The organism is Natrononativus amylolyticus, from assembly GCF_024362525.1.
Classification (GTDB): Archaea; Halobacteriota; Halobacteria; order Halobacteriales; family Natrialbaceae; genus Natrononativus; species Natrononativus amylolyticus.
In genome coordinates this window covers 2,336,823-2,362,298 of record NZ_CP101458.1, presented here as the reverse complement: position 1 = coordinate 2,362,298, position 25,476 = coordinate 2,336,823, and the positions used below count along the sequence as shown (strand labels likewise).

The 25,476-nt window shown below is 68.7% G+C and carries 31 protein-coding genes; 10 read left to right on the top strand and 21 right to left on the bottom strand.

The genetic code is table 11. The features are described from left to right. Window positions 1-58: 58 nt before the first annotated feature. The 3 genes from NMQ11_RS12435 to NMQ11_RS12425 all read right to left on the bottom strand — a co-directional run bounded on the left by NMQ11_RS12435 (window position 59) and on the right by NMQ11_RS12425 (window position 2,006). Entirely contained in the window at window positions 59-445 is a 387-nt protein-coding gene (locus NMQ11_RS12435; protein ID WP_255168604.1) for a pyridoxamine 5'-phosphate oxidase family protein, read from the bottom strand. 43 nt (window positions 446-488) lie between these two features. Beyond that, window positions 489-1,229 carry an aldo/keto reductase gene (locus tag NMQ11_RS12430; RefSeq protein WP_255170893.1) on the bottom strand — a complete coding sequence of 247 codons (741 nt, stop codon included), beginning with the start codon at window positions 1,227-1,229 and terminating at the stop codon, window positions 489-491. An 87-nt stretch (window positions 1,230-1,316) separates the two neighbouring features. Next, window positions 1,317-2,006 (bottom strand): glycosyltransferase family 2 protein, encoded by a 690-nt coding sequence (locus NMQ11_RS12425; RefSeq protein WP_255168602.1) that lies wholly within the window; start codon window positions 2,004-2,006, stop codon window positions 1,317-1,319. Window positions 2,007-2,141: 135 nt separating this feature from the next. On the opposite strand from NMQ11_RS12425, the gene NMQ11_RS12420 reads away from it, so the two are divergent. After that, window positions 2,142-2,561 carry a hypothetical protein gene (locus NMQ11_RS12420; RefSeq protein ID WP_255168601.1) on the top strand — a complete coding sequence of 140 codons (420 nt, stop codon included), beginning with the start codon at window positions 2,142-2,144 and terminating at the stop codon, window positions 2,559-2,561. 8 nt (window positions 2,562-2,569) lie between these two features. Continuing rightward, window positions 2,570-4,306 (top strand): formate--tetrahydrofolate ligase, encoded by a 1,737-nt coding sequence (locus NMQ11_RS12415; protein WP_255168600.1) that lies wholly within the window; start codon window positions 2,570-2,572, stop codon window positions 4,304-4,306. A 121-nt stretch (window positions 4,307-4,427) separates the two neighbouring features. Here NMQ11_RS12415 and NMQ11_RS12410 read toward each other — a convergent pair whose 3' ends face one another. Continuing rightward, window positions 4,428-5,039: a class I SAM-dependent methyltransferase gene (locus tag NMQ11_RS12410; protein WP_255168599.1), complete on the bottom strand. Its 612-nt coding sequence runs from the start codon at window positions 5,037-5,039 to the stop codon at window positions 4,428-4,430. Between the two features lie 324 nt (window positions 5,040-5,363). On the opposite strand from NMQ11_RS12410, the gene NMQ11_RS12405 reads away from it, so the two are divergent. Continuing rightward, on the top strand, window positions 5,364-5,558 hold the full coding sequence (locus tag NMQ11_RS12405; protein WP_255168597.1) for a cold-shock protein: 195 nt from the start codon (window positions 5,364-5,366) through the stop codon (window positions 5,556-5,558). Between the two features lie 243 nt (window positions 5,559-5,801). On the opposite strand, the gene eif1A is transcribed toward NMQ11_RS12405, so the two are convergent. Next, window positions 5,802-6,086 (bottom strand): translation initiation factor eIF-1A, encoded by a 285-nt coding sequence (eif1A, locus tag NMQ11_RS12400; protein WP_345781439.1) that lies wholly within the window; start codon window positions 6,084-6,086, stop codon window positions 5,802-5,804. Window positions 6,087-6,153: 67 nt separating this feature from the next. Beyond that, complete coding sequence (locus tag NMQ11_RS12395) at window positions 6,154-6,645, bottom strand: hypothetical protein (RefSeq protein ID WP_255168595.1); 492 nt, start codon at window positions 6,643-6,645, stop codon at window positions 6,154-6,156. Between the two features lie 212 nt (window positions 6,646-6,857). On the opposite strand from NMQ11_RS12395, the gene NMQ11_RS12390 reads away from it, so the two are divergent. Next, window positions 6,858-7,469 (top strand): VOC family protein, encoded by a 612-nt coding sequence (locus NMQ11_RS12390; RefSeq protein WP_255168594.1) that lies wholly within the window; start codon window positions 6,858-6,860, stop codon window positions 7,467-7,469. A gap of 306 nt (window positions 7,470-7,775) precedes the next feature. Here the strand turns inward: NMQ11_RS12390 and NMQ11_RS12385 are convergent, their stop codons facing one another. The 4 genes from NMQ11_RS12385 to NMQ11_RS12370 all read right to left on the bottom strand — a co-directional run bounded on the left by NMQ11_RS12385 (window position 7,776) and on the right by NMQ11_RS12370 (window position 11,954). Then, a complete protein-coding gene (locus tag NMQ11_RS12385; protein ID WP_255168592.1) occupies window positions 7,776-9,374 on the bottom strand; it encodes a spermidine synthase in 1,599 nt (532 codons plus the stop codon). A 93-nt stretch (window positions 9,375-9,467) separates the two neighbouring features. Next, entirely contained in the window at window positions 9,468-10,265 is a 798-nt protein-coding gene (locus NMQ11_RS12380) for a DUF4097 family beta strand repeat-containing protein (RefSeq protein WP_255168590.1), read from the bottom strand. Between the two features lie 150 nt (window positions 10,266-10,415). Further along, window positions 10,416-10,649 (bottom strand): DUF8107 family protein, encoded by a 234-nt coding sequence (locus tag NMQ11_RS12375; protein WP_255168589.1) that lies wholly within the window; start codon window positions 10,647-10,649, stop codon window positions 10,416-10,418. An 81-nt stretch (window positions 10,650-10,730) separates the two neighbouring features. Beyond that, window positions 10,731-11,954: a CobW family GTP-binding protein gene (locus tag NMQ11_RS12370; protein ID WP_255168586.1), complete on the bottom strand. Its 1,224-nt coding sequence runs from the start codon at window positions 11,952-11,954 to the stop codon at window positions 10,731-10,733. A gap of 114 nt (window positions 11,955-12,068) precedes the next feature. On the opposite strand from NMQ11_RS12370, the gene NMQ11_RS12365 reads away from it, so the two are divergent. The 3 genes from NMQ11_RS12365 to NMQ11_RS12355 all read left to right on the top strand — a co-directional run bounded on the left by NMQ11_RS12365 (window position 12,069) and on the right by NMQ11_RS12355 (window position 15,368). Continuing rightward, the gene (locus NMQ11_RS12365) at window positions 12,069-12,365 is read left to right on the top strand and encodes a DUF7990 family protein (RefSeq protein ID WP_255168584.1); all 297 of its coding nucleotides are present in this window, start codon (window positions 12,069-12,071) and stop codon (window positions 12,363-12,365) included. Continuing rightward, entirely contained in the window at window positions 12,365-13,339 is a 975-nt protein-coding gene (locus NMQ11_RS12360; RefSeq protein WP_255168582.1) for an ArsA family ATPase, read from the top strand. The genes NMQ11_RS12365 and NMQ11_RS12360 overlap by 1 nt, the downstream gene beginning before the upstream one ends. 163 nt (window positions 13,340-13,502) lie before the next feature. Then, window positions 13,503-15,368, top strand: a complete 1,866-nt coding sequence (locus NMQ11_RS12355) for a carbon starvation CstA family protein (protein ID WP_255168580.1) — start codon at window positions 13,503-13,505, stop codon at window positions 15,366-15,368. Between the two features lie 85 nt (window positions 15,369-15,453). On the opposite strand, the gene NMQ11_RS12350 is transcribed toward NMQ11_RS12355, so the two are convergent. Next, on the bottom strand, window positions 15,454-16,065 hold the full coding sequence (locus tag NMQ11_RS12350; RefSeq protein WP_255168578.1) for a DUF8052 family protein: 612 nt from the start codon (window positions 16,063-16,065) through the stop codon (window positions 15,454-15,456). A 90-nt stretch (window positions 16,066-16,155) separates the two neighbouring features. On the opposite strand from NMQ11_RS12350, the gene NMQ11_RS12345 reads away from it, so the two are divergent. Further along, window positions 16,156-16,416 (top strand): DUF8007 family protein, encoded by a 261-nt coding sequence (locus NMQ11_RS12345; protein WP_255168576.1) that lies wholly within the window; start codon window positions 16,156-16,158, stop codon window positions 16,414-16,416. A gap of 28 nt (window positions 16,417-16,444) precedes the next feature. Here NMQ11_RS12345 and NMQ11_RS12340 read toward each other — a convergent pair whose 3' ends face one another. Then, window positions 16,445-16,930, bottom strand: a complete 486-nt coding sequence (locus tag NMQ11_RS12340; protein ID WP_255168575.1) for a hypothetical protein — start codon at window positions 16,928-16,930, stop codon at window positions 16,445-16,447. 98 nt (window positions 16,931-17,028) lie between these two features. Here NMQ11_RS12340 and NMQ11_RS12335 point away from each other — a divergent pair, with 98 nt between their 5' ends. After that, entirely contained in the window at window positions 17,029-17,643 is a 615-nt protein-coding gene (locus NMQ11_RS12335; protein WP_255168574.1) for a TMEM175 family protein, read from the top strand. 4 nt (window positions 17,644-17,647) lie between these two features. Here NMQ11_RS12335 and NMQ11_RS12330 read toward each other — a convergent pair whose 3' ends face one another. The 7 genes from NMQ11_RS12330 to NMQ11_RS12300 all read right to left on the bottom strand — a co-directional run bounded on the left by NMQ11_RS12330 (window position 17,648) and on the right by NMQ11_RS12300 (window position 23,463). Beyond that, window positions 17,648-18,841, bottom strand: coding sequence for a redox-regulated ATPase YchF (locus NMQ11_RS12330; RefSeq protein ID WP_255168572.1), 1,194 nt, complete (start codon window positions 18,839-18,841; stop codon window positions 17,648-17,650). Between the two features lie 132 nt (window positions 18,842-18,973). Then, complete coding sequence (locus tag NMQ11_RS12325; protein WP_255168570.1) at window positions 18,974-20,170, bottom strand: serine hydrolase domain-containing protein; 1,197 nt, start codon at window positions 20,168-20,170, stop codon at window positions 18,974-18,976. Between the two features lie 60 nt (window positions 20,171-20,230). Next, a complete protein-coding gene (locus NMQ11_RS12320; protein ID WP_255168569.1) occupies window positions 20,231-20,518 on the bottom strand; it encodes a hypothetical protein in 288 nt (95 codons plus the stop codon). Window positions 20,519-20,609: 91 nt separating this feature from the next. Beyond that, window positions 20,610-21,680: a pyridoxal-phosphate-dependent aminotransferase family protein gene (locus tag NMQ11_RS12315; protein WP_255168566.1), complete on the bottom strand. Its 1,071-nt coding sequence runs from the start codon at window positions 21,678-21,680 to the stop codon at window positions 20,610-20,612. A 36-nt stretch (window positions 21,681-21,716) separates the two neighbouring features. Then, window positions 21,717-22,355, bottom strand: coding sequence for a class I SAM-dependent methyltransferase (locus NMQ11_RS12310; RefSeq protein ID WP_255168564.1), 639 nt, complete (start codon window positions 22,353-22,355; stop codon window positions 21,717-21,719). A gap of 41 nt (window positions 22,356-22,396) precedes the next feature. After that, a complete protein-coding gene (locus NMQ11_RS12305) occupies window positions 22,397-22,534 on the bottom strand; it encodes a hypothetical protein (protein ID WP_255168563.1) in 138 nt (45 codons plus the stop codon). 152 nt (window positions 22,535-22,686) lie between these two features. Then, complete coding sequence (locus NMQ11_RS12300) at window positions 22,687-23,463, bottom strand: NAD(P)H-hydrate dehydratase (protein ID WP_255168562.1); 777 nt, start codon at window positions 23,461-23,463, stop codon at window positions 22,687-22,689. A 131-nt stretch (window positions 23,464-23,594) separates the two neighbouring features. Between NMQ11_RS12300 and NMQ11_RS12295 the strand changes: the two genes are divergently transcribed. Next, window positions 23,595-24,218 (top strand): phosphoribosyltransferase, encoded by a 624-nt coding sequence (locus NMQ11_RS12295; RefSeq protein WP_255168561.1) that lies wholly within the window; start codon window positions 23,595-23,597, stop codon window positions 24,216-24,218. 81 nt (window positions 24,219-24,299) lie between these two features. Here the strand turns inward: NMQ11_RS12295 and NMQ11_RS12290 are convergent, their stop codons facing one another. Together NMQ11_RS12290 and NMQ11_RS12285 are read right to left on the bottom strand one after the other, a co-directional pair. After that, window positions 24,300-25,136, bottom strand: coding sequence for a YihY/virulence factor BrkB family protein (locus NMQ11_RS12290; protein WP_255168560.1), 837 nt, complete (start codon window positions 25,134-25,136; stop codon window positions 24,300-24,302). A gap of 82 nt (window positions 25,137-25,218) precedes the next feature. Continuing rightward, on the bottom strand, window positions 25,219-25,428 hold the full coding sequence (locus NMQ11_RS12285; RefSeq protein WP_255168559.1) for a DUF2196 domain-containing protein: 210 nt from the start codon (window positions 25,426-25,428) through the stop codon (window positions 25,219-25,221). Window positions 25,429-25,476 lie beyond the last annotated feature (48 nt).

Genomic DNA, 25,476 nt, shown 5'->3' with positions numbered 1-25,476 from the left:
GGACTCCGGGTGCGCCGGAGCCGACGTACAGTGGCCCGTGTGAGACGCGGTCGGATCGTCAGTAGGTCCGGTACGTCGCCGACCCCACGTCGACGCGGACCAGCGCGTTCTCGGCGTAGGCGTCCTGGCTCGCGCCGTACTTCTCGTTGATCCGGGCGAGCGCCGCCTCAGATTCCGCCCCGTCCGCGACGACCCGCGCGGTGCCGAGCAGCGACACCATCCAGCGGGCGTCGCCGCCCTCGTCCTTCTGGATCGAGAGCGCCACCCGCGGGTTCTCGCGGAGGTTCTCGAGCTTTCGGCCGCCGGTCGTCAGTTCGACGACGCCGTCCTCGTAGCGGTACCACACCGGCGCGACGTGCGGGCGGCGATCGACGCAGGTCGCGAGGTGGGCCATCAGGGGATCGCTCTCGAGCAGTCGCTCGGCTTCCGGCGGGACCTGGCTCATACGATCCGTAGGCGGACGCCGGCCAAAACCGTTGGCCCGGCGGCTACTCGGGGAACAGCTCCTCGGTGCGGTCGATCGCGTCGATCCGCTCGATCTCGGCGGGCTCGAGTTCGTCCGCGAGGTCGACGGCTGCGAGGTTGGCCTCGAGGTGGGCCCGGCTGCTCGCCTTCGGGATCGGGACCACGCGCTCTTTCGTCAGGAGCCAGGCGAGGCTCACCGCCTCGGGGGTCGTGTCGTGTCTCTCTGCGACGGCGACGAGTTCGTCGATCTCGCCGGCCCGCCCGCCGGCGAGCGGCGAGTAAGCGACGAGCGGGTAGCCGCGCTCGCGGGCGTCCGCGAGGAGGTCGACGGGCCGAAACAGCGGGTGGAACTCGACCTGGTGGGCGGCGACCGGCGCCTCGAGGACCCCGCGGGCGGTCTCGAGGTCCGCGCTCGAAAAGTTGCTCAGACCGACGTGGCCGGCCAGCCCGCCGGCGACGAGATCGTCGAACGCGGGCAGCGTCTCCGTGGGTTCGTAGGTCTCGATCGGCCGGTGGACGTACAGCAGGTCGACCCGATCGAGTCCCAGCCGCTCGAGGCTCTCCTCGGTCGTCCGGCGAACGTCGGCGGGCGCGAGGCTGTCGGCCCACACCTTCGTCGCGACGACGACCTCCTCGCAGGGGACGTCGGCGCGGTCGATCCCCTCGCCGACGACGGCCTCGTTCCCGTAGATCTGTGCCGTGTCGAGGTGGCGGTAGCCGACCTCGAGGGCGGTCGCGACCACGCCGGAGTCGTCGATCCCCATCGTACCGAGTCCGATTTCGGGCAGTTCGAGCGGTTGCACGCTTCGCGGTACGGAGTGGAGGGGGAAAGAAGCGCGGGTGGCGCCGGCTCAGTACCCCGATCGGATGCGGCCGACGTCGAGGGTCGCGTAGTGCCAGGCGGTGCCGGTGAGACCGCTCTCGGCGATCCGGCGCCCCGAGTTCTCGACGAGGACGGCGGGACAGTAGCCCGTCGGCGCGTGGCGGGCGAGTTCGCGGCTGAACGCCGTGTCCTCGTTGGGGACGTCCGGAAAGCCCCCGACCGCCTCGTAGGCGGCCCGGTGGACGAAGCAGTTGAACCCCGGCAGGATCGGCCGGTCGAGGCGCGGAAAGACGCAGTTGATCGTCGCCTCCATCACCTTCGCCCGGAGGGGACCGGTCATCCGGCAGTACGAGGAGGCCCCGGCCAGCCCCTCGGCCTCGACGTAGCCGAGCATCCGCGTCAGGTACGCCGCCCGCAGGACGGTGTCGGCGTCGACGAAGGCGAGCCACTCGCCGCGGGCCGCCTCGGCGCCGAGGTGACGGCCGGCGCCGATTCCGCCCTCGCGCTGGCTGCACACCATCGCGTCGTACTCGCGGGCGATCGCGGGCGTGGCGTCGCTCGAGTCGCCGTCGACGACGATCAGCTCGTACTCGTAGGCCGTATCGAGGGCGACGATGCTGGCGAGGGTCCCCCTGAGGTAGGCCTCCTCGTCGGCCGCCGGCACGACGAAGCTCACGTCCGGTTCGTTCCCGCGGTCGCGGTCGACGGTCGGTAACATCTCGTTCTCACGAACTCCGACACGACCCGCGCGCTTAACTGTCGCCCATCGACCGCCGGGGCGTGCCGGCTTGTCCGCGCCAGCAGACGCCTCAACCCGCTCGTCCGCGTACGCCGATCCACCCGAGTCTCCGCTATGGCTACCGATACCTACGAACTCCACGGACGGCTCGAGGAGCTCGCCGCGGCCTCTGCCGACCGCGACGTCCTCGTCACCGCCCCGCCGGAGGAACCGATCGGCGAGGTTCGCCGCCCCGTCGAGACGGACTACGCCGAAGCGAACACGCTCGACGAGAGCGCCGCGGGTCGGTGCGACGCGAGCGGTCAGAAACGAACTTCGGGCTCGAGGGCGTACCCCCGACCGGTCGATGACGAGGTACTCGCTCCGAACCGGACTCGGCACCCGGTCGTGACGAGCCCTATGAGTGCCGAGGCCACCGATTTTCTCGACCGACGAGACGCCGGCGTCCGGCTCCCGCTCTCCCGGCTTTCGGCCGCACCTCGCGTTATCAGCCCCCGGGAACGGGGACGTACTACTTTGAGAGCGCACGGATAAGTCGACGTATGACCCAAACTGACTCCGACGGAACCGTCCCGCCGGACGTCGAGATCGCACGGAACGCGTCGCGGCGACCGATCGCCGACGTCGCCGGAGAGATCGGCCTCGAGGGGGCGGACCTCGAGCGCCGCGGAAACGGCGTCGCGAAGCTCACCTGGGACGCGATCGACAGAGAACTAGACGCCCCGGCCGACGGCAACCTGGTCCTCGTGACGGCGATGACGCCGACGCGGCGGGGAGCCGGTAAAACCGTCACCACCGTCGGTCTCGGCCAGGCGCTCGCCCAGCAGGGCGAGTCGAGCGTCGTCGCCATCAGAGAGCCGTCGCTGGGGCCGGTGTTCGGCATGAAAGGCGGCGCGGCGGGCGGCGGCTACAGCCAGGTGCTCCCGATGGAGGAGATCAACCTCCACTTCACCGGCGACATCCACGCCGTCACGGCGGCGCACAACCTCGTCGCGGCGATGATCGACGCCGAGCGGACCCACGGCAACGCACTCGACGTCGAACCCGACAGCGTCGCCTGGAACCGCGCGCTCGACGTCAACGACCGGGCGCTTCGCGAGATCGTCGTCGGACTCGGCGGGCGGGTGAACGGCCCGCCGCGGGAGGACTCGTTTCTCATCACCGCCGCCTCCGAACTGATGGCCGTCCTCTGTCTGGCGACCGACATCGCGGACCTCAAGGCGCGACTCGCGCGCATCATCGTCGCCTACGACACCGACGGAGCGCCGATCACGATCGAGAACCTCGAGTGCGTCGGCGCCGTGACCGCCCTGCTGAAGGACGCCCTGCGGCCGAACCTCGTCCAGACGATCGAGGGGACGCCCGCGTTCGTCCACGGCGGCCCCTTCGCCAACATCGCGACGGGGACGAACTCGATCCTGGCGGACCGGCTCGGCCTGCGTCTCGGCGACTACCTCGTCACGGAGGCGGGCTTCGGCGCCGACCTCGGCGCGGAGAAGTTCGTCAACATCGTCTCCCGCGAGGGGATCGCCCCCGACGTCGCCGTCGTCGTCGCGACCGTCGACGCGCTCGAGAAACACGGCGAGGCGATGCTCGAGCGACGGGAGGGTCCCGACGACGACGGGTCCGAACGCGAACCGGTCGCGGACGACCGCACGGAGGCGGTTCGCGCGGGCTGTGCGAACCTCGATCACCACGTTGACAACCTCCTGGCGATGGGGGTCCCGGTCGTCGTCGCTGTCAACCGGTTTCCCGACGACACCGACGGGGAGGTTCGGGCGGTCCTCGACCACTGCGAACTGCGCGACGTTCCGGCCGCCGTCTCGACGGTGTACCGCGACGGCGGGAGGGGTGGCCTCGAACTGGCGGCGCACGTCCGGGAGGCGGCCGAACCCGGATCGGCGTCGCTGGAACCCTCCTACGACCTCTCGATGCCCATCGACGAGAAGATCCGCGCCGTCGCCACCCAGGTGTACGGGGCCGACGACGTCGAGTTCACCCCGCAGGCGCGATCGGACATCGAGAGACTGCGGGCGCTCGGACTGGACGACGTGCCGGTCTGTCTCTCGAAAACCCCCGCGTCGCTCTCGGACGACCCCGGCGAGGCTGGCGTGCCGTTCGGCTGGGAGCTGACGGTACGGGAGCTGTACCCCTCGGCCGGCGCGGGCTTCGTCGTCGCGCTCACGGGCGACGTGCTCACGATGCCCGGCCTGCCTGCCGATCCGGCCGCGACGGAGATCGGAGTCGACGACGACGGCTCCGTCCGCGGGCTGTTCTGACGTCTCCGGACCTCTCGGGAAGTCTCGGCTGAAACCGCGACACGCCGAGCGACGAGACGCGGGTCCCTTCTCGTACCGTCGCTCATCGGAGCGACGCGAGTCGAATCCGTTCGCGCTGTTATTACTCGCCCGGGCGGAACGTTCGTACTGTGCCTCGCTTTCCGCGTCTGACGTCGACTTCGTCGCAGCCTACTTCGGTGAACACGCGGCCCCAATCGCGGTAGTACAGGGGGACGCCGTCGGTGACGTAGGTTACGTCCGCCTCCGGCCGTTCGTCGTCGCCTTCGGTCTCGATCGTGACGAGGAGATCGCCGGCGATCCGAGACAGGTCCTCGAAAACCCACTCGAGGTCCGGGTGGAGGTGCTGGAGCGTCTCCACCGAGTAGACGACGTCGAAGCGATCGTCCTCGAAGTCGCCGACGACGTTCTCGATCGCCTCGTGGTAGAACGTTCCGGCGGCGGCGAGGTCGGGGTAGGTCTCCTCCATCACGTCGAACGCGTCCCCGTTGACGTCGATTCCCGCCAGATCGTCGAACCCGTGTTCGTACAGGTGCGCGAGGTGACGGCCGGAGCTACAGCCGACCTCGAGGACGGACGCGTCCCGGTCGCCGAACTGCTCGAGGAGCCGCCGGACCGTCTCGCTCAGCTCGTCCTGGCCGTGGTAGGCGTAGTATTCCGGTGAGTACTCCCCGGACCGCTCAGCCCATCGACGACAGACCGTCTTGGAATCCACGTGTCATCTCGTCGGCCGACACGTAAACGCCCGTCGGACTCGTCTCCTCGAAACCGGAGCGTACGTACGTGCCGACTGCCGGTCACTTCGACTGCGGCCGGACCGGTCCGAACCCGCCGATCCGGCGGTGCCTTCACGAAAAGTGAGAATACTCCCGCAGATGGTCGTCGTGGTGTCTCGATCGTACTGATGTCCACCAAAAATCGAGTGTATTGGTCGAACATTTCTGAAATTGGTTGATTACAAAATTTCGTATGCGGTAGATCGGATTTGCCGGACGAATGCACAAGCCTTATCCCTCTCCCTCGTTTGTGGATAGTCGTAATGGCAAACGGTACGGTTGATTTCTTCAACGACACAGGCGGTTACGGTTTCATCACGACGGACGACGCAGACGAGGACGTGTTCTTCCACATGGAAGACGTCGGCGGCGAGGACCTGACGGAAGGGACCGAGATCGAATTCGACATCGAACAGGCTCCCAAGGGCCCCCGCGCGACGAACGTCGTTCGCGCCTAACACGGGTTACACGGAGTCGCCTCGCGGCGACCTGAACCCGGTTTTTTATCGGACCGACGCGCCGAGAGCGATCTCTCGAGCCATCGGCGCGTGGCCCAGTCTCTTCTCTCGCTGTGGCCGTCGCTCCCGATTACGACAATCTCGCAGCAGTCGTCTCCGATCGGAGAAGAACTGCGGTAGCGGTAGCTCCTCGAGGGAAAACGCCGTCGCTCGAGCGCAAGCTGCCTGGAAAACGTCTCTCGATCAGTCGATGTGACCTTCGCGCCGGAGCTGGGCTGCGTCCTGGTCGGTGTAGCGCCACTCGATGTTGGCCTTCTCGTCCTGCCAGTCCCAGGGTTCGACGAGCACGACGTCGTCCTCGTTGATCCAGGTCCGGTACTTCATCCGACCGGGGATACGGCCCATTCGATTCTTCCCGTCCTCACAGCGGACTCTGACGTGGTTGCCGCCGTTGTGTTCGGTTACGACCGCGAAGAGCTCGTCGCTCGAGGGCATCCGAAGGTTCCGGCGTTGGTGTTCTTCACTCACACCTCTACTACGAGATAGCGACGGTTAAGTGATTGGTGACGCCCGCTAGCGTGTCACACTAACTGGTCTACCGCGTGCGACCGCCGAACAGCTCCCGGTACCACTCCGAGGCGAGCTGCTCGAGGTGTCGCTCGGCGTCCGCGGCGGCCATCGCCTCGCCGATGCCGTCGCGGGTGATCGAGAGCCGGGAGATCGGTGCCATCGCGAAGCCGCCGACGGTGACGTCGCCGGCGGCGGTGTGGACCGTCCACTCGGTTCGCAGCCCCGAAGTGCGCGTGACGTCCTCGACGCGACCGCCGGCGTCGACCCACTGCTCGACGAGGCCGTCGGTCACGCGCCGCAGCCGGCGCTCGCCGAGGAGGTGAACGACGACGCCGCCGGACGTGAGAAGAGCGAAGGCGGCCGCCGCGGCGAGGGGGCCGCCGTAGGGGAGGTTCAACGACGCCGCGAGCCCCGCAGCGACGACGACGGTGGCGACGACCTTCGCGTCGACCCCGCCGGGTACGGTTCCGTTCCAGTTCGAGTGCGCCGACCGCTCGGCGGGCTGCTCCAGTTGCATGTAGAGAGTCGTCCGGCGCTCGAGGGGTGGACCCCTTAGTGGTTGGCCTGTCCAGCTACACGCTTTTTATATCATTCACGACCTCCTATAAATCAATTGACGACAATCTCTCGAGAACTGACCATCTTGCACTCGCGAGAGGTGAACGCGACCCTGCGGACTCGAACCGTCGCAGAGACAGAGGTTTACACCGTCCCGCCGTACCGACCGGTATGGCAGACCGACTCGAGATCACCGCCGATCGTCCCGACAGTCCGATCCGGATGGCCGGAACCGACCACATCACGCTCATCGGGAGCAACACCGAGGACACGATCGCCTTCTACCGCGACCTCCTCGGAATGCCGCTCGTGCTCAAACAGCCGAACCTCGACGACCCCGACTCGACGCACCTCTTCTTCGACACCGGTGACGGCCGTATCCTCACCTTCTTCGTCAACGACGACCGGCCGTCGGATCCGCGCCCCCTCCAGCACCAGATCGGCTCGGTCCACCACCTCTCCTTCCGGATCGAACCCGAGCGCTTCGCGGACGTCAAGGCCGCCCTCGAGGACGCCGACCGCGGCTACAACGAGTTCGACCGGGGGATCTTCCACTCGCTGTACACCCGCGACCACAACGGGCTCACGATCGAGCTCTCGACGGACAAGTTCGACATCCCCGACGACCGCCGCGGCGAGGTGCTCGCGACCGCCCAGCGCCTGCGCGAGGACGACGGGGTGGACTTCGCCGAGGAGCGACACCTCGAGGCGGCGCTCGAGGAGCTGGGGATCGACGCCGAGAAGTTCAACCTGCCGGACGCGCCGACGGGAGCGGGCGTGTAGCACGGCGTCGTCGCGATATCTGTCGCTCGAGCGACCCGGCTCGTCCGAGAATCGGTCCCGTCGCTCGTCGGGTTCGAACCGCTGAAAACCGGGGATGGGGGCACATCCCCGGGTGCATGCGAAGCGGGGCGGCGCGGAGTGAATGCACCGTGAGTGGAGTACCCCCGCTACCCCTCCGTTAGGACTCCTCGGGCATGAGCTTTGTGGTGTGCTAGCACAATAGAGCGAGGTTCTGTCGTAAATTCGCCAGCCGACGGCGAGCACCGATCCGGGAGGACCGACTCGATGCGGCGGGTCCGAACGACGTCAGGCGCGGGCGGACGGCGGCTCCGCGAGGCGGGCCGTCTCGCTCTCGTTTCCGCCGTCGGTTTCTTCGATCACGTACCGCTGACCGACCATCGGATCGAGCAGGCTGTCGACGGGTGCGTTGTCGTCCTCGAGCACCGGCGCGCCCGTCGTATCGACGTCGCCCTCGTAGTACCCGACCGCCGTCTCGAGGTCGATGCCGATCTCGCGCTCGGCGTTTCGCTCCTGAAGGGTCTCCTGGCTCAGTCGCTCGTCGTCTTTCGTCGCCACCAGCTGGATGTTCTGGACGGCGCCGGTGTCGCTGGTGCGGAAGCTGTACACCTGCGGGAACACCGCCTCCATCGTCCGGTACTCGGCGCGGTAGAACTCCGAGGCCGGCCCGCTGGGCGCGGAGATGACGTTCGCGACGAGCACGCCGTCGTCGCTCAGGCGCTCTTTCGCGAGTTCCATGAACTCCCTCGTGGTCAGGTGAAACGGCACGTTGTCCTGCTTGTAGGCGTCGAGGACGATCACGTCGTAGGTCTCGTCGGACTCCTCGAGGAACTGCCGGCCGTCGCCGGTGTGGGCCTCGAGGCGTTCGCTCTCCTCCAACCCGAAGTACTCCTTCGCGGCGGCCGTGACTTCGGGGTCGATCTCGACGACGTCGACGTGGACGTTCTCGTCGCGCTCGACGAAACTCTGGGGGCCGGTGTACCCGCCGCCGCCGACGAACAGCGCCCGGTCGATCTCGTCGGGGTCGTCCACGGTGAGGTACGGCAGGTGGAAGTAGGCGGTGTAGGCGAAGACGTGTCGGTCGGGGTCCTCGAGGTCTTTCGCACTGTGGCGGGTGCCGTCTAGGAACATCGTCCGCTCGGAGCCCCGGTCGATCACCTCGAGTTCCTGGTAGGGCGTCTGGCTCTGGTGGACGACCTCGCCGTGGACGCTGTACCCCATCGATCCGCTGCCGGCGGCGGCGAACAGCAGGAGGGTGACGACGGCGATCGAGGCGACGGGAACGCGAGGGAGCGAGGGAACCGTCAGCACGAGCGCGGTCGAGACCAGCAGGAGGCCGAACAGCAGGCTGACGCCGTCGATGCTGAGAGTAGGGATGAGGAGGAACGTCGTTCCCGCCGAGCCGATGATGCTGCCGATCGTCCCCAGGGCGTAGACGTGGCCGGAGGCCGCGCCGACGTCGGCCTTCTGTGAGAGCTGGGCGGCGTACGGGCTGACGAACCCGAGGAAGTACGTCGGCGGGCCGAACAGCAGGATCACCGCCGGTAGCGAGGCGTACCGCGCGGGCAGCGGGATCGTCGCCGTCGCCACGAGGAGGAGGTCCCGCGCGAAGATGAGCACGGCGACGTAAACCGCCGTCAGCAGGAACAGCCAGACGAGACGGTCGGTCGAGGCGTGGGCCGCCGCGCGTTTGCCCCCGCGCCAGTAGCCCAGACTCAACGCCGCGAGAAACACCGTCAGAATGCCGCCGATCGTGTAGATGTGGCTGCCGAACTGCGGGGCGACCACCCGCACGGCGAGGATCTCGAGGCCCATGCTCACGATCCCCGAGACGAACACCGCCAGCTCGGCCTTCGAGAACCGATACGACCGGAGGCCAGCGTCCATTGGGATACGTGAGTCGGCCCGCCGGTGAGTACCTTCCGCATCGCCACGCTACCCGCCCGCTGGCCTTCCGGCGGCCCCGGCCGGGGCCGCCGCTTACGCCCGGCGGTCGAACTCGAGGGCGCCCGCCGTCGTCGAGACCGCGAGCCGATCGCGCCCGTCCCCGAGCGTTCCGGTCACCGTTGCACCGCCGACGCCGGAGGCCGACCGGCCGAACGCCGACGCCTCGATCCGGCCGACGGTCGTCTCGAGGCGAACCGTCGCGTCGAGTTCCGGGCCCGCCAGGAGGTCGATCCGGCCGTTGGTCGCGGCGATCGTCGTCTCGCCGCGGATCGACTCGACCTCGAGATCGATCGCGCCGTTTACCGTCTCCGCGCCGTCGATTCCCGCGACGTCCCGCGCGACCAGCCGGCCGTTCGTGCTCCGCAGGTCGACGTAGCCGTCGATCTCTCGGGCCTCGATCCGCCCGTTTTTGCTTCGCAGGCGCGGGTCGCCGCCGACGCCCCGGACGTCGATCCGCCCGTTCGCCGTCTCGATTCGCTCGACGGGAAGGCCCGCGGGAACCGCGATATCGAACTCGACGGCGGCGTCGACGACCGGCCGCTCGAACACCGCCTCGAGCCGGAGCGGCGCCCCCTCCGTCCCGCCGCGTTCCCGGACGCGAACGTCCTCGAGGGCGTCTTCGGTGGCGGCCCGTTTCGTGACGGTCACCGCGACGTCGTCGCGATCCTCGCCGCGGACGGCGATCCGACCGTTGTGGCTGTCGACCGCGAGCGCCGGCGGCCGCTCGTACCGTCGCGTTTCCGTCCTCGAGACCTCGTGACCGGTCCGTGCGGTCGCCGCGGCCGTCGTTCCGTCGACGACGGCGGTGATCAGTGCGCTGAGTCGTCCCATACCCGATCGTCGACGCCAGCCCGCATAAGCCTCCGCAGAAGCGTTCTTCTGCTGGCCGCGTTGAACCAGCCGAGAGGCCCGGTTCGCGTGTGCCCGGCGCGCGCCGGTCGGTCGGCGAGCGACGAGCGACTCCGGGAGTCGTTCGCCCGGCTACCGCCGCGACATGACGTACGTCAGCGCGAACAGCACGATCGCGGCGGCCGCGACGGTCGTCGCGCCGTAGTCGACGACGCCTAACACGTCGAGTCCCCACACGATCAGCCAGCCGAACAGCGCCGAGAGCGCCGCGTTCAGCACGAACAGGACCCGCGGATCTCCCTGGGAGGACTCGAGCCCGTCGCGAAACCCCTTCCGACCCGCGTCGCCGTCTGCGTCCCCTGGCATACTATCACACGAGCGCGTCGGTTCCTTAGGCGTTTCTGTGACCCGGCCTCATCGGCGGGACGACTCGGACGGCGGACCGCATCACGGCTCCCGGAGCACGCGCTCTGCACCCGGTTCCGCGGGGAACCGGCTCTCGTCGTTCGTCCCGGCTGGCGCGGCCGGCTCCTCGAGCAGACACTCCTCGAGCGCCGCTCGCAGCGCGGGTTCGTCGAGGCCGGTGCCGATGAACACGAGCTCCGTCAGGCGGTCACCGTGCTCGTTGTGCCACTCGAGGTCCGGCCGGTTCGACCGGTAGAGTTCCCGGTCGAGTTCGGGCAGCGAGGCGATCCACGGCCCGGCCGCCGTCACCCGTACCGACGGGCCGGCCTGGTGGACCGTGAGCCGTTGTTCGTTGCCGGCGACCCAGGCAGTCCCCTTCGATCGGACGACGGTCGGCGGCAGCGCCTCGAGGAACGCCGCGAACTGCCGGGGATCGAGCGGCCGGCGCTCCCGGACGACGAACGAATCGACGCCGTAGACCTCGTCCGGGTGGCGGTGGCCGTGGTCGTCGTCGGCGTGGTGGTCGTGGCCGGCGTCGCCCGCCGCGGCCCCGTCCTCGAGCGCCCGGTGCCACCCCGCGAGTTCGCCGAGCTGTCCCGGATCGAACAGGCCGGTGTCGAACAGCCGGGCGGGATCGACCGCGCTGAACTCGGTGCGGACCGTCTCGACGCCCGGCCGGAGCGTCCGGACGAGCTCCTCGGCGCGCTCGAGCTCCGCGGTCGTACACTGGTCGGCCTTGTTGAGCAGAACGAGGTTCGAACACTCGAGCTGTTCGACCAGCAGGTCCGAGAGCGGGCGCGTCTCCTCGTCGGCACCCCGGCGCTCGGGCACCGACTCGCCGTCGAAGGCGTCGAGGAAGAGCCGGGTGTCGAGCACCGTGACGAGGGCGTCGATCTCGTAGCGGGCGGCCACCCGCGAGGCCGTCGTGAACAGCCGGGCGACCGGCGCCGGCTCCGAGATGCCGGAGGCCTCGACGAGCAGGTGGTCGAACTCGCGCTCGCGGGCCAGCCGAACGACAGCGGTCTCGAGGTCGTCCTGGAGCTCACAGCAGATGCAGCCGTTCGAGAGCTCGGCGATGCCGTCGTCGACCGCGAGGTCCGACCCCTCGGCGACCAGGTCGGCGTCGACGTTCACCGACCCCATGTCGTTGACCAGCACGGCGAGGTTCCGATCGCCGGCGTTTCGCAGCAGGTGGTTGACCAGCGTCGTCTTTCCCGCGCCGAGGCTGCCCGAGAGGACGGTGACGGGAATCGTCGTCGATCGCATCGTCGACCACGTTGGGGCTCGAGCGAGAAGAAACGTCGTATCCCGGACACCGCCGGCGACGGAACCGGGCCCGACGCGATATCTTTTAGTCTTCGGCCCCGAGCATGACCGACGATGACACTCGCCGACCGGATCGCGTCCTACCGGGCCATCCTCGAGGAGTGGCTCCGCGGGCTCTACCACGGCATGATCGCCCACCCCGCCTACGAGAAGATCGAAGCCGAGGCCGAGGACCTCGAGGACGCGTTCATGCTGGCGTGTTTCCCGGACGCCTTCGGTATCCCGAGTCCGGTGTCGTACTACACGGCCGAGCTCCTGCCGTACCTCGAGGACGAGTACGAGGCCTGGGAGCGGCGGCTGTGGGACCGCCAGTCGGTGATCGAGCGCAAGGGTCACCAGTACCACTTCTGATGGCGCGATTCGTCTTCTTCGGCGGGAAGGGCGGCGTCGGCAAGACCACCGTCTCGAGCGCCTACGCCCTCGAGTGCGTCGACGCCGGCCTCGAGACGCTCGTCGTCTCGACGGACCCGGCACACAGCACGGCGGACGTCTTCGACCAGGAGTTCGGCGACGAGCCCCGCCCGGTCGAGGGGTACGAGGGGCTCTCGGCGCTCGAGATCGACCCGGAGCGGGAGGTCCAGAACCACCTGCTCGACCTGCGAAAGCAGCTCACCTCCCAGCTGAGCGCGGCGATGGTCAACGAGGTCGACATCCAACTCGAGATGGCCCACCAGACCCCCGGCGCCTACGAGGCGGCGCTGTTCGACCGCTTCATCGAGGTGATGGACAGCGCAGACCCCTACGATCGGGTGGTGTTCGACACCTCGCCGACGGGGTCGACCCTGCGGTTGCTCGCGCTGCCGGAGCTGCTCGAGCGCTGGATCGATCGGCTGATACACAAACGCGAGCGCAGCATCGACCTCTTCGAGAAGGCGGCGATCGGCAACCAGGAGCCCCGGCGGGTGATGGACGGCGACCCGATCCTCGCGCGACTCCGGGAGCGCAAGGAGCGGTTCGAGTTCGCCGGCGAGGTGCTGCGAGAGGACGCCGCCTTCTACCTCGTGTTGAACCCCGACGAGCTCTCGATCCGGGAGACGAGCCGCTCGCTCGAGACGCTGTCGGAGGCTGAGTTGCCCGTTCGGGGGCTCGTCGTTAACCGCCTGACGCCCGCGCCGGACCCCCACGAGGAGGGCCGCGGCGCGCGCTACCTCCGCGAGCGGGTCGCGACCGAGCGCGAGCGCCTCGAGTACATAGAACGCGAGTTCGACGTCCCGGTCGCGGCGACGATCGAGACGCGCGTCGAGGAGGTCAAAGGGGGCGTCCTCGAGGAGGTCGCCGCCGCGCTCGACATCTCGGCGGTCGACGGCCGACCGCGGACGGAGTGACCGCCGTCGACGGCCGCGTTCGGGCCGCCGGATACCACTCTCGAGCAGCGATCGGTGCCCGTCCGTTTCCCCGCCGGATCTGAATTTGCTGTAAACTGGTAGAATCTACAATAAATTATATTTATAGTCATGCCCTCCGACGCACAGCTAGGGAGAAACAAACATGGTAGGAGTGATATGGATTGTCGCACTGGTGTTAACGACGTTTACCGTCGCGTACATCGGGTACGGGAGGTACCTCTCGCAGTTCGTCGACCTCGACGACAGCCGGGAGACGCCGGCGCACAAGTATCAGGACGGACAGGAGTACGTGCCGGCAAAAAAGCCGGTGCTACTGGGGCATCACTACTCGAGTATCGCGGGGGGAGCGCCGGTCGTCGGGCCGATCACGGCCGCGCTGGTCTGGGGCTGGGTGCCGGCGGTGCTGTGGGTCGCCATCGGCAACCCGCTGCTCGGCGCGGTCCACGACTTCGTCTCGCTGTCGAGCAGCCTGCGACACGAGGGGAAGTCGATCGGCTACATCATCGGCCAGTACGTCGGCGAGCGCGGGAAGAACATGCTGCTGTGGTTCGCGTTCCTGTTGACGATCCTGGTCGTAGCGGTGTTCGCGCTCGTCATCGGCGTCGTGTTGAACGCCTACCCGTCGGCGGCGACCGCGAGCCTGCTGTACGTCACGCTCGCGTTCGTCTTCGGGCTCTGGCTCTACCAGCTGGGGCTGCCGTTCTCGGTCGGGACGGTCGTCTTCGTCACGGGCGTCTTCGCGTCGGTCTGGGTCGGCATCCAGTACCCGCTGGCGATCGTTCCCGGCGACTACCCCGCGGGAACGATCGTGCTGTTCGACTCGGCGCTGTTCTTCCCCGAGTTGCTCGACAGCGCGAACATCGGCGCGTGGGTGCTGGTGATGCTCGTCTACGGGGCGGCCGCCAGCGTCCTGCCGGTGTGGATGCTGTTGCAGCCGCGTGACTACCTCTCGTCGTTCCTCCTGTACACGGGGGTCGGTGGGAGCCTGCTCGCGGTCATCGTCGGCACGTACATCACCGGGATGGGCAGCGACGCGGTCCACCCCGAGACCGGCGAGGCGCTGAGCTTCGAGATCACGACCGGGGCCTGGTACGGCTTCCTCGGACAGGGCGGGCCGCTCGCGGATATGATCCCGCTCATGCCGCTGTTCCCGCTGTTGTTCCTCACCATCGCGTGCGGGACGATCAGCGGCTTCCACTCGCTGGTCTCCTCGGGGACGACGGCCAAACAGCTGAACAAGGAGACCGACGCGCGGTTGATCGGCTACGGGGGGATGCTCGCGGAGGGCCTGCTCGCGGCGGTCGCCCTCTGTGCGGTGACGCTCGTCGCGATCCCGGCCGGTGCCGGCGGGATCGGGCTCGCGCTGCCGAACTTCGCGACCGGCGGCGGCGCGATCCTCACCGCGTTCGGCATCCCGTTCGAATACGCCGCGCCGTTCATGGCGCTCGTGCTGGCGAGCTTCCTGCTGACGAGCATGGACACCGCCGTCCGCCTGGGTCGGTACATGCTCGAGGAGATCATCGGCACGCCCGAGACGGCCGTCGAGGAGTACGCGGCGAACCGCTACGTCAACACGTCGATCATCGCGGTCGTCGCGTTCTTCCTGCTCGGCAGCGGCCGGTGGGAGGATCTCTGGACGCTGTTCGGCGGCGCGAACCAGCTGCTCGCCTCGCTGGCGCTGCTCACCGCCACCATCTGGCTGGCCAACTGGAGCCAGTCCAAACAGCTGATCTCCACCGGCGGCCCGATGGCGCTGATGGGATTCATCACGATCATCGGCCTGAGCTGGGTCGGCCTCTACCAGATCCTCGGGGGACGGCTACTCGGCATCACGGCCGAGGCGGAGACGACGCTGATCCCGCAGCTGTCGGCCGTGGTTCAGCTCGTCATCATCGCGATCCTCATCGGACTCGCGCTGTCGCTGTTCAAGATCGGCTACGACAACATGCAGACGGCTCGCCGAACCGGTGACGGCGTCGCGGCCGACGTCGGCGCCGACGACGACTGACCGCGGCTCGAGCCACGGTCGTCTCGCGACCGGTTTTTTATCGACCCGACTCGAGTAGCGACGCTCCCCTCAGGCCTCGAGACCGCTACAGCTGGAGCCGCCGCGAGATAAGTCCGAGAATTCCGGGCTCGGACGGCTCGATCGGTTCCCAGAGCCGGAAGGCCGCGGTCACGTCGGCGTTCTCGCTCGCGACGAACTCCTCCGCCTCGGGTGCGACGACTGCCAGGTTGATCTCGTAGTGGCCGTGAAAACCGTACTTCAACAGCGTGCGCCCGTCGAACTTCGCGACCCGGTCGCGGACGTCCTCGGGGACCGAGGGCGCGATCACGACGAACGTGAAGTCCGTCGAGAAGTGCTCCTCGTCGGGCTCGATCCACTCCCCGGCGAGCGTCTCGCCGAGGTCGACGAGTCCCTCGAGGGTCCGGTCGTCGACGCGGTCGACGCGTCTGACGAAGAGGTGTTCCGTCGAGCCGTGCTCGGCCAGCGAGAGCGATGGGTGAAAGAGGTGCTTCTTGCTCGTCAGATCCATTCGCCCGTACAGCGTGAACCGCTCGCCGCAGACGACGAAGTCCTTCTCGAGGTCGTAGTTGTGCATGAGCCGGTCGCTCACCCGGTCGACGTACTCGTCGTCCCAGTCGGGAACGGCTCGACCGTCGTCTCCGGCTCCGTCCGCCGGTTCCCCGCCGCGGTCGTTCATGCGGGTGAATGCCGCGGAGAGGCCAAAAGTCCGTCGGGCCATCGGGGGCCGAGTTAAGCCCCTCGAGTGCGTACGTCGAGTATCCACGGCATGACACGACCGAGCCAGACGGAAGACGACGACGGGGCGAGGGGGACGAGCGTCGAGGCCTGCGGGCGCTGTTCGCTGTCGACCGTCGTCGACGCGGCCGCGGTCGGCCGCGAGGTGGACGCGCCCGACCGGGACCCGTACGGCGACGCCCGCATCGAGGTCGACGAGCGCGAGTTCAGCCTCGTCTCCCCCGGCTTCTGGTTCGCCCGACTCTCGAGTCGGCTCGACGCCGTCGGCCGCCGTCTCACCTGGGGTCGCTGACGCCCGGTCGTCCGCGGCGGCCGGCCGATCAGCGCCGCGCAGGCTGCGAACTCTGCGCTGGCTCCTCTCGCGTGTAGGACACGTCGTTCGTCTCGAGGAGGTCGATCAGCTCCGCGAGCCCGCGCTGGATGTCGATCCCGATCCTGTCGACGTGGGCGTCCGGCGACTCGCTCGGGTCGGTCTCGAAGTGTGCGGTCAGCTCGAGGCCGTCGGGGTGGTGGTAGCCCCGCACGTGGATCTGCCACCACCGGTAGCCGAGCGGGTGGTCGGCGACGTACTCGACCCGCCGGAGGTTGCACACCTCGCCGAAGTACGCGAACGACATGTCCCAGTTCGGCGCGAAGTGGTGTTCGCCGAGCAACCGCTCGACGGCTGCGGCCTCGAGGCCGACGACGACGGACGGCTCCGGTGGTTTCGGGCGGGTAAAGAACCGCCCGCGCACCGAGAGACCGATGCGACGGAGTTCTCTGAGGAGGGCGTCCCGAACGCTCGCGCGGCCGGTTCGGCGCTTCATGCCGACCGTAGGCGGCCGACGGCCTAAGTTCCACGGTGGTCGCTCGGCCGCTGAGAACGCTCTGTGAGTTATTCGACGGCCGGCGTCGTAGCGGGCGCATGGTCACGCTGCTCGAGGGAGAGGCGACCGACCGGATCGAGGCCCTGAGCGACGGCCTCTTCGCCATCGTGCTCACGCTGCTCGTCCTCCAGTTTCAGATTCCTGACGTGCCGGCAGACCGGGCGGCCGAACTCCCGGCGGCGCTCGCCGACCAGCAGCCGTTGCTGTTCAGCTACCTGCTGAGCTTCGCCGTCGTCGGGATCTACTGGATCATCCACCACAACCTGTTCCAGCGGATCGACCGACACGACCGGGGGCTGCTCTACCTCAACCTCTGTTTCCTGCTGTCGATCTCGTTTCTCCCGTTCCCGACCGAGCTGCTCGGCATCTACGGAACCCGGTTCGCCTGGACGCTGTACGCGATCAACCTCGCGATGGTCGGACTCGCGCTGGCGGGCGTCTGGTGGTACGCCTGCTGGCGCGACCTCACCGACGTCTCGATCGACCGGCGCACGGGTCGGCTCGTCGCCCTCCGGGAGCTGATCACGCCCGCGGTGTTTCTGTGCTCGATCGGCGTCGCCGCGGTGAACCTGACGGCGGCATTCTTCACGCCGCTGTTGATCCTCCCGCTGCAGTCGCTCTGGAACCGATATTACCACACGCCGGCGGACTGACCGGCTAGTTCGTCGTGATGACCTCGATCACGTCCCGCGGCTCGACCTCGTAGGCGCTCCCGAGCTGGCGATTCGACCGGCAGTCGATCGCGTGGAGGAAGCCGTCGCCGATGTCCGAGTGGAGGCTGTAGGCGAAATCCTCGGCGGTCGATGCGGGCGGGATCAGGTAGCAGTCCGGCAGCACCTCGCCGCGCTCGTTCCCCAGCCCGTTCGCGCCACCGGGGAACACCGGTACGACCCCGAGGACGTCGAACAGCGCGGTCTCGAGGGCCGCCTGCACCCCCGTCGCGCCGTAGCTCTCGAGGAAGTCGCGGATCTGCTCGAGGCCCTGCTCCTGTTCCGGCGAGACGTCACCCGTGATCTCGAAGCCGTCGTCGCCGGGTCGGTAGTCGACGACGCCGGCTTTGTCCGCCGACTTCAGGGCCTTCTCGGCGTGAGCGCTGCACGGGACGATCGTCAGGTGCTCGTAGTCGGGATCGCTCGTGATCTCGTCGTAGTTCTCCTGGGCTTCCGGCGTGTCCATCTTGTTCGCCGCGATCACCATCGGTTTGGTGGCTTTCCGGATCTCGCGGGCTAACTCGAGTCGATCCTCCGGCTCCCACTCCTCGGGATCGAAGCCGATTCCAACCCGGCGAATCAGGAGTTTGAGCTCGTCCTCGTTCGTCCTGAACGCGCTCATCTGCTCGGCGAGGTCATCCTCGATTGCGTCATCCTCGGTGACGTACCCCGAGGCGTAGCGCTCGATCCCCTTCTCGAGGATGCCCAGGTACCACTGGTCGAGTTCCTCCTCTAAGAAGGCGACGTCCTCGCGGGGGTCGTGCCCCTCGGTGGGTTCGCCCTCGAGGTCGGTCTCGCCGGAGAAGTCGACGACGTGGACGAGCACGTCGGTCTCGTTCAGGTCGGTGAGAAACTGGTTGCCGAGCCCGGCGCCCTCGTGGGCGCCGGGGATCAGCCCGGCCACGTCGACGAGTTTCGTTGGGACGAACCGGATCCCGTGGTCGCAGTAGCCGACCGACGGCGTACACTCCTCGTCGAACTCCGGGGCGGCGCAGTCGACGCGGACGTAGGCCTCGCCGACGCTGGGGTCGATGGTCGTAAACGGGTAGGCGCCCTCGGGGACGTCGTTCATCGTCGCCGCGTTGAAAAAACTGGATTTGCCGACCGACGGTTTGCCGACCAGCCCGATCCGATAACTCATTGTGGGTGGTGGCGCCGCGGTACCTAAACGGGTTTCTGTCCGCCGGCACACTGCCATGCCGTACCGTGACGCCCCAACGGGGGGTATCCGGGAACGAACGCGTTCGCGGGGAAGCGGCGCGGGCGCTCGCGCTCAGTAGGGCCAGTCGTCGACCCGGTTGGCCGCCTCCGAGAGGATGGGGTGGATCCCCTCGGCGTCGCCGGTGCGCCGATTGAACAGCGCGACGACGTCGATACCGTCGGCCCGCTGGGTCGCCATCGCGAACGCACCCGGCAGCGAGCCGAAGTACACCCATTCGCCGTCCCGCGAGGACCGGGTCTGCCCGTCGAGCCAGTAGGCGTCCATGAACGAAAGCAGGGAGCCCGCGGTCGCGACGTGGCCGCAGGCCCCCTCGAGCGCCTCGAGGACGATGCCGCCGTCGGCGCAAGATACCCGGTCGTCTGCCTCGAGGGCGGCGGCGTTCGGACACCGCTCGCTGTCGTCGTAGGCGACCTCCCGCGGCGGGCGGTCGTCGGGGGCGGTCCGTCCGCGCCGGATCTCCGTGGCGTCGACGGGGTCGAGCACCGCCTCTCTGAGGAAGTCCTGGTAGGTCCGGCCGGACGCGCCTTCGACGACCTTCGCGAGGACGCTGTAGCCGACGTTCGAGTACGCCGACCGCTCGCCGGGGTCGAACTGGAGCGGCTGGCCCAGGACGTATCGGACCACGTCGTCCGCAGTCGGCGGTCGGGACAGTCCGAGGCTCTCGGCGACGGTGAACGGCTCGAAGGTCGGGTCGATCGACTCCCGGCGGTCCCAGCCCCCCTGGTGGGCCAGGAGGTGACCGACCTCGATCTCTCGGAACCGTTCGTCGCCGAGCCCGTCAGACGGCGGGTCGATCTCGAGGAACGGGTAGACGCGATCGTCCAGCTCGAGGCGGCCGTCGTCGACGAGTCGGCGGACTGCCGCGTCGGTGATCGGCTTGCTCACGCTCCCGATCCGAAAGAGGGCGTCGGGGTCGACCGGCGTCGTTCGGTCGCCGTCGGCCCAGCCGAATCCGCGCTCGTAGATCACGTCGCCGTAGTTCGAAACCGCGAGCGCGCCGGCCGAGATCTCGCGCTCGCGCATGTAGTCGAGCAGCGCCTCCTCGAGCGGTTCGACCTCCTCGACGGGGTCGCCCGTCATCGGCCACTCCTGGGGTATCGCGTCGGACGTCGACCCCGAGGGGGCCGTCGCGTTCGTCGGCGACGAGTCGCCGCTCTCCCCGTTCGTACAGCCGGCGACGACGGCCGCGCCGGCGACACCTGCCACCCGAAGCAGGTCGCGGCGGCCGACCGAGTCGGACGGCGTCATAGGATCATCGTTCGAGCGAGCGGCGTTGTAGTTTTCGGAACGACTGACTCTCGGTCCTCCTCACCGGTCCGAGGCGAAGAACGCCGACCAGCCCCACACGGCGAGCGCGGCGACGATGATCGCCAGCACGGCGAACACGCCCCACTGGCCGGCCTCGCTGTCGGCCACCGGCGCGAGGATGTCGACGAGCCCGGTCCACTGCATCAGCCCGAGGGCGAGGAGCAACATCATGAGCACGGAGACGACGGCGACGGCGACCCAGTTGCGGAGCATCCACCCACCCTCTTCGGTGGCCTCCTCGCGGCTGGTCGTCGGGGTTTCCGTCGGCTCTTCGTCTGGTTTCGACATGGTGTCTGCGTAGATACACTCGCCTGGGGGGAAACGGTTCTACCTGCAGTGTCCGGGTTTCAGTTTTATCGCCGGCGTACTCCCGGGGGCATCACTCGAGGACCGCCTCGAGAGCGTCCATCGCCCGGTCGACCCGGTCGATCCGGGCGTTGTGACCCATGTGTCCGATCCGAAGCACGTCGTCTTCGACGGCGCCCAGCCCGGTCGCGAGCAACACGTCGTGGTCCTCGCGGACGGCCCGCTGGAGCGCCGATGCCCGGCCGTCGACGGCGAGGGCGGTCACCGTCGGCGAGCACAACGATTCCCGCGCGGGGTACGTCTCGAGCCCGAGGTCGGCCGCCCGCTCGCGGCACCGACTCGCCGCCCGTTCGTGGCGGTCGTACACCGCCTCGAGGCCCTCCTCGAGCAGCAGATCGACGGCCGCCTCGAGTCCGTACAGGTTCGAGACGGCGTGGGTGTACGGGAACCACCGCTCCTCCAGCGCGGTCCGCCAGGGCTCGAGGTCGGCGTAGAACGACCGCGTCTCGGTGGCCTCGATCCGCTCCCAGGCCCGGTCGCTCACCGAGAGCACGCAGAGCCCCGGCGGCGCGCTGAAGCACTTCTGGGTCGCGCCGAGACAGACGTCGATCTTATCGGTCGGGACCGGTGTCCCCCCGAGCGAGGAGACCGCGTCGACCACGCTCACCACGCCGTGTTCCTCGAGCAAATCGAGCACCGGCTCGAGGTCGTTCAGCGTCCCGGTGGGCGTCTCGCAGTGGACCATCGTGGCGACGTCGAACGCCCCCTCCTCGAGTTCGGTCTCGATCGCCTCGAGGTCCAGCGGTTCGTCCCACGGGCCACCGACGGTGACCGCCTCGCCGCCGTACAGCTCGACGAAGTCGGCGAACCCCTCGCCGTAGAGGCCGTTGGAGAGACAGAGCGCGCGGTCGCCGTCCTCGAGCAGCGAGGCGGCCGCGGCCTCGAGGCCCAGAATGCCCTCGCCGCTGAGGATCACGACGTCGTCTCCGCCGTAGATCGCCCCGAGTTTCTCGGTCAGCGACTCGTAGAACTCGAAGAACGACGCCTCGACGTCGGGGTTCGGCGTCGGCTGGCTCATCCGCTCGCGCACCACCGCGGGCACCGCCGTCGGCCCGGGCGTCATCCGCAGTCGATCGTCGGTCATGGTCGAACCCGCGGAGTCCGTGCCTATAAACCCATCTCACCGCCCGATCGGCTCCGCCCGGCGCCGGAGCCGCCCGCGGACGAACGGCGCCGCGGGGAAGACGCCCACGCGAACCCGCTCGAGTTCCACCAGGTCGAACGCCTCGTGGCCGACGAACCGTTCGACGGTCTCCCGATTCGGGTGACAGCCGCCGCCGGCGCGCTTCCAGACGGGGGTCAGTAAGTCCTGGCCGGTCGCCCGCCAGCCGTCGGCACGGACGTGCTCGAGAAAGCGCACCTCGCCGCCGGGTTTCAGCACGCGGGCGACCTCCTCGAGGGCGGCGTCGGGGTCGGCGATGGTGCAGAACACCATCCCCGCGATCACGGCGTCGAAGCTGTCGTCGGGGTAGGGTAGCGACTCCGCGCGGGCGTCCCGGAGGTCGACGCCGAGGCCGGCCTCCCGCGCCGCTTCACGGGCGCGCCGGCGCATGTGCGGGTCGGGTTCGACGGCGTGGTACTCGAGACCCGGGTCGACGTACGGGAACATCGGACCGTTCCCGGCACCCAGATCGAGGACGCGCCCGGAGAGGCCGCGCGCGAGGTACTCCCGGTGCGGTCTCAACAGCAATCGTTCGGGCATCACCCGGTCGTAGAGGGCGGCGAACAGCGGGTGTGAGATCTCCTCCGTACTCGTCATCGGTTCGCACTACCACGGACGGCCGGGTAAACGTTGATCTCTCAGCGAAACAGCGCGCCGATCAGCCGCTCGAGGTTCGTCGTGAACGAGAGCGTCGGGGTGCCGGGCAGGTAGAGCGGGACGTCTGACTGTTCGATCTGAACGCCGGTGATCGGGTCTCTGGTTTCTGACTCGTCCATACGCGAGTTTCGGGCCGGAGCTATTTACGCATTTGCAACTTTCGTTTGCCATTTGCGAACAAAGCTTGGTGTTGGTAAACCACACCACGGTCTCGAGATGCTACCGGAAACCGGGAGACACGGGTCGGGGTCAGTCGATTCCGACCGGGAGCCTACCGAATCGTATCCGGAATCCGGTCGATGACGTCCGTCGCGACCACGCCGGGGCCGCGCTCGGCGGTCGCGAGTTCGCCGGCCTTCCCCAGGGTCCAGGCGCCGATCTCCGTCGCCGTCTCCCGCTCCATTCCCTGGCCGAGCAGCGAGGCGACGATGCCGGCCAGCGTGTCGCCGGTGCCGGCGACGGTGAGCGCCTCGGTCCCCGTCTCGTTTACCGTCCGCTCGCCGTCGGCGACGATTTCGTCCTCGCTGCCGGTGAACACCACCACGGCGTCCGTCTCCCGCGAGAACGCCTCGAGGCTGCCGTAGGCGTCGACCAGCTCGTCGCGCTCCTCGCTGTTGGGCGTCAACACCGCGTTCGAGAGGTCGGCTTCGACGCCGGGTTCGATCGCGAGCGCGTCGATCACGACCGGGATCTCGACCGCCGAGATCGTCCGCTGGATCGCCGTCGGATCGGCGTCGGCGAGGCCGGGGCCGAGCACGAGCGCGTCGAGGTCGGCCGCGCGCTCGATCGTCCCGTCGGCGGCCGCCTCCTCGAAGCGCGTCCCCGCGTAGCGGCTCACCAGCAGGTTCGGCGAGAAGCCGGCGACGATCGGGTAGATCTCCTCCGTGACCATCACCCGCACGTCGTCCGACCCGGTTCGAAGCGCCGCCAGCCCGACGATCGCCGGCTGGCCGGGGTAGTCGACCCCGCCGCCGACGACGCCCACGCGCCCGGAGTCCCCGCTCGAGGCGCCGGCCACTTCCGACAGCGTCCGCTGAAATCGTGTCATCGGCGGCGATACGGCGGGGCAACGGGTATGCCTTCGCCGCTCGCCTGCTTGCCTCGGGTGGTGTCGGCCGCGCCGCCTACCGGCACTGCCACGCAACAACAAAGAGGATTCGTCGCGTGCTAGCGCCCCCGATGTTCGCAAACCGCACCGACGCCGGCGAGCGACTGGCCGCCGCCCTCGCGGAGCGCGGGCTCGAGGCCGATCTCGTCCTCGCGATTCCCCGCGGGGGGCTGCCGGTCGCCCGGCCGGTCGCCGACGAACTGGACGCGCCGCTCGACGTCGTCGTCGCCTCGAAGATCGGCGCGCCGACGAACCCCGAACTCGCCGTCGGCGCCGTCGCCAGCGACGGGAGCGTCTGGTACAACGACGACGTCATCGACCACCTCGACGTGACCGACACCTACCTCGAGCGGGCGCGCCGCGAGGAGGCCGACGCCGCCCGCCGGAAGATCGACCGGTACCGCGAGAGCGGCGAGCCCCCCGGCGTTCGGGGCGAGCGCGTCGTCGTCGTCGACGACGGGCTGGCGACGGGCGCGACGGCGCGGGCCTGCCTCCGCCAGCTTCGCGACGCCGGTGCCGCGCACGTCGTCCTGGCGGTGCCGGTCGGCGCGCCCGACTCGCTCGCGGCGATCGAGTCGGAGGCCGACGAGGTGATCGCGCTCGAGCGGCCGTCGCACTTCGGCGCCGTCGGCCAGTTCTACCGGTCGTTCGGCCAGGTCAGCGACGCGGAGGCGATGGCGTACCTCGAGCGGTGATCGACTTCGGACGGTCTGTCGCCGTCTCGTACCGGCCGTCGCCGGCCCCGAAGGGGTACGGTACAGGTACGACGGACCGTGTCAGTCGGCAGCGTCGCTCGAGACGGCGTCGACGACGGGAACCCAGCCGTCGTCCGGGTCGACGCGGCCCGCGAGGACGGCGTTCAGGACGGCGCCCGTGAGGACGCAGAGCCCGCCCAGGTAGACCCAGGTCAGCACGATCAGTACGCCGCCGGCGATGCCGAACAGTTCGACGCTGTCGGAGATCACGATGTAAAGCCGGAAGCTCACCGCGAGGGCCGTCCAGGTGATCGCGGTGAACACCGTGCCGGGGAGCACCTCCCGGACGGAGACGTCGGCCTCCGGAAAGAGGTAGTACGTCGGCAGGAACGCGCCGACGAGTAGCGCGAGGAGCAACAGCGGGCTGATCAGCCGCCACCAGATCCCCTCGACGACCAGCGAGAGGGAGACGCCGACGACGGCGACGAGGACGATCGCGAGCGTCACCGTCAGGGTGAGCAGCGCGACGTTGACGATTGAGGTGAGATACGACTGGCGCTTTCGCGAGCCGTACACGCCGGTGAACGCGCTGTTGGTCGCCTGAAACATCCGTACGGCGCTCCAGAGAAAGATCACGAGCGCGAGCACCGCGGCGCCGAGGCGACCGCCGCCGTCGCCGATGACGTCCTCGAGCGCGCTCTGGGTCGCGGCGGTGTCGAGACCCGTCGCCGTCTCGAAGGTGTCGAAGACGACCTCGAGGGAGTCGGTCGCGGTGACGGCGACCAGCGCCAGGATGACGAGCGGGACGAGGGTGTTGAAGGCGTGGTAGGCCAGCCCCGCCGACTTCACGGAGAGCTGGCGCTCTCGAGAGACCGCGATCATGTCGTGAACGAGCGAGGCGAGCCGGGACCGGTCCATCGGCGACGAGTTCGACGAGCGGGCGGAAATACGCACCGTCTTCTCTCACGTCGCGGCGCTCGCGCTCGTCTCGAGGGGCTCTCTACTCGTCGGCGACGACCGAGCGGACGTGGCCGACGGCGCCGCTTTTGAGCTCGACTTTCGGCCCCTCCGGCGGATCGCCGTCGTAGACGGTCGCGATCTCGCCGAGCAGCGGCTCGGCCTCCGTCGAGTGGACGTCCTCGTCCTCCTGGACGATTCTGACGGTCATTCCCTGCCGGAGCTCCTCGGCTGTGGGTGGATCGTCTGCCATACTCGAACGTGGCCCGCTGCGCTCGAAAAACGTGGTGCCTGCAGCCGC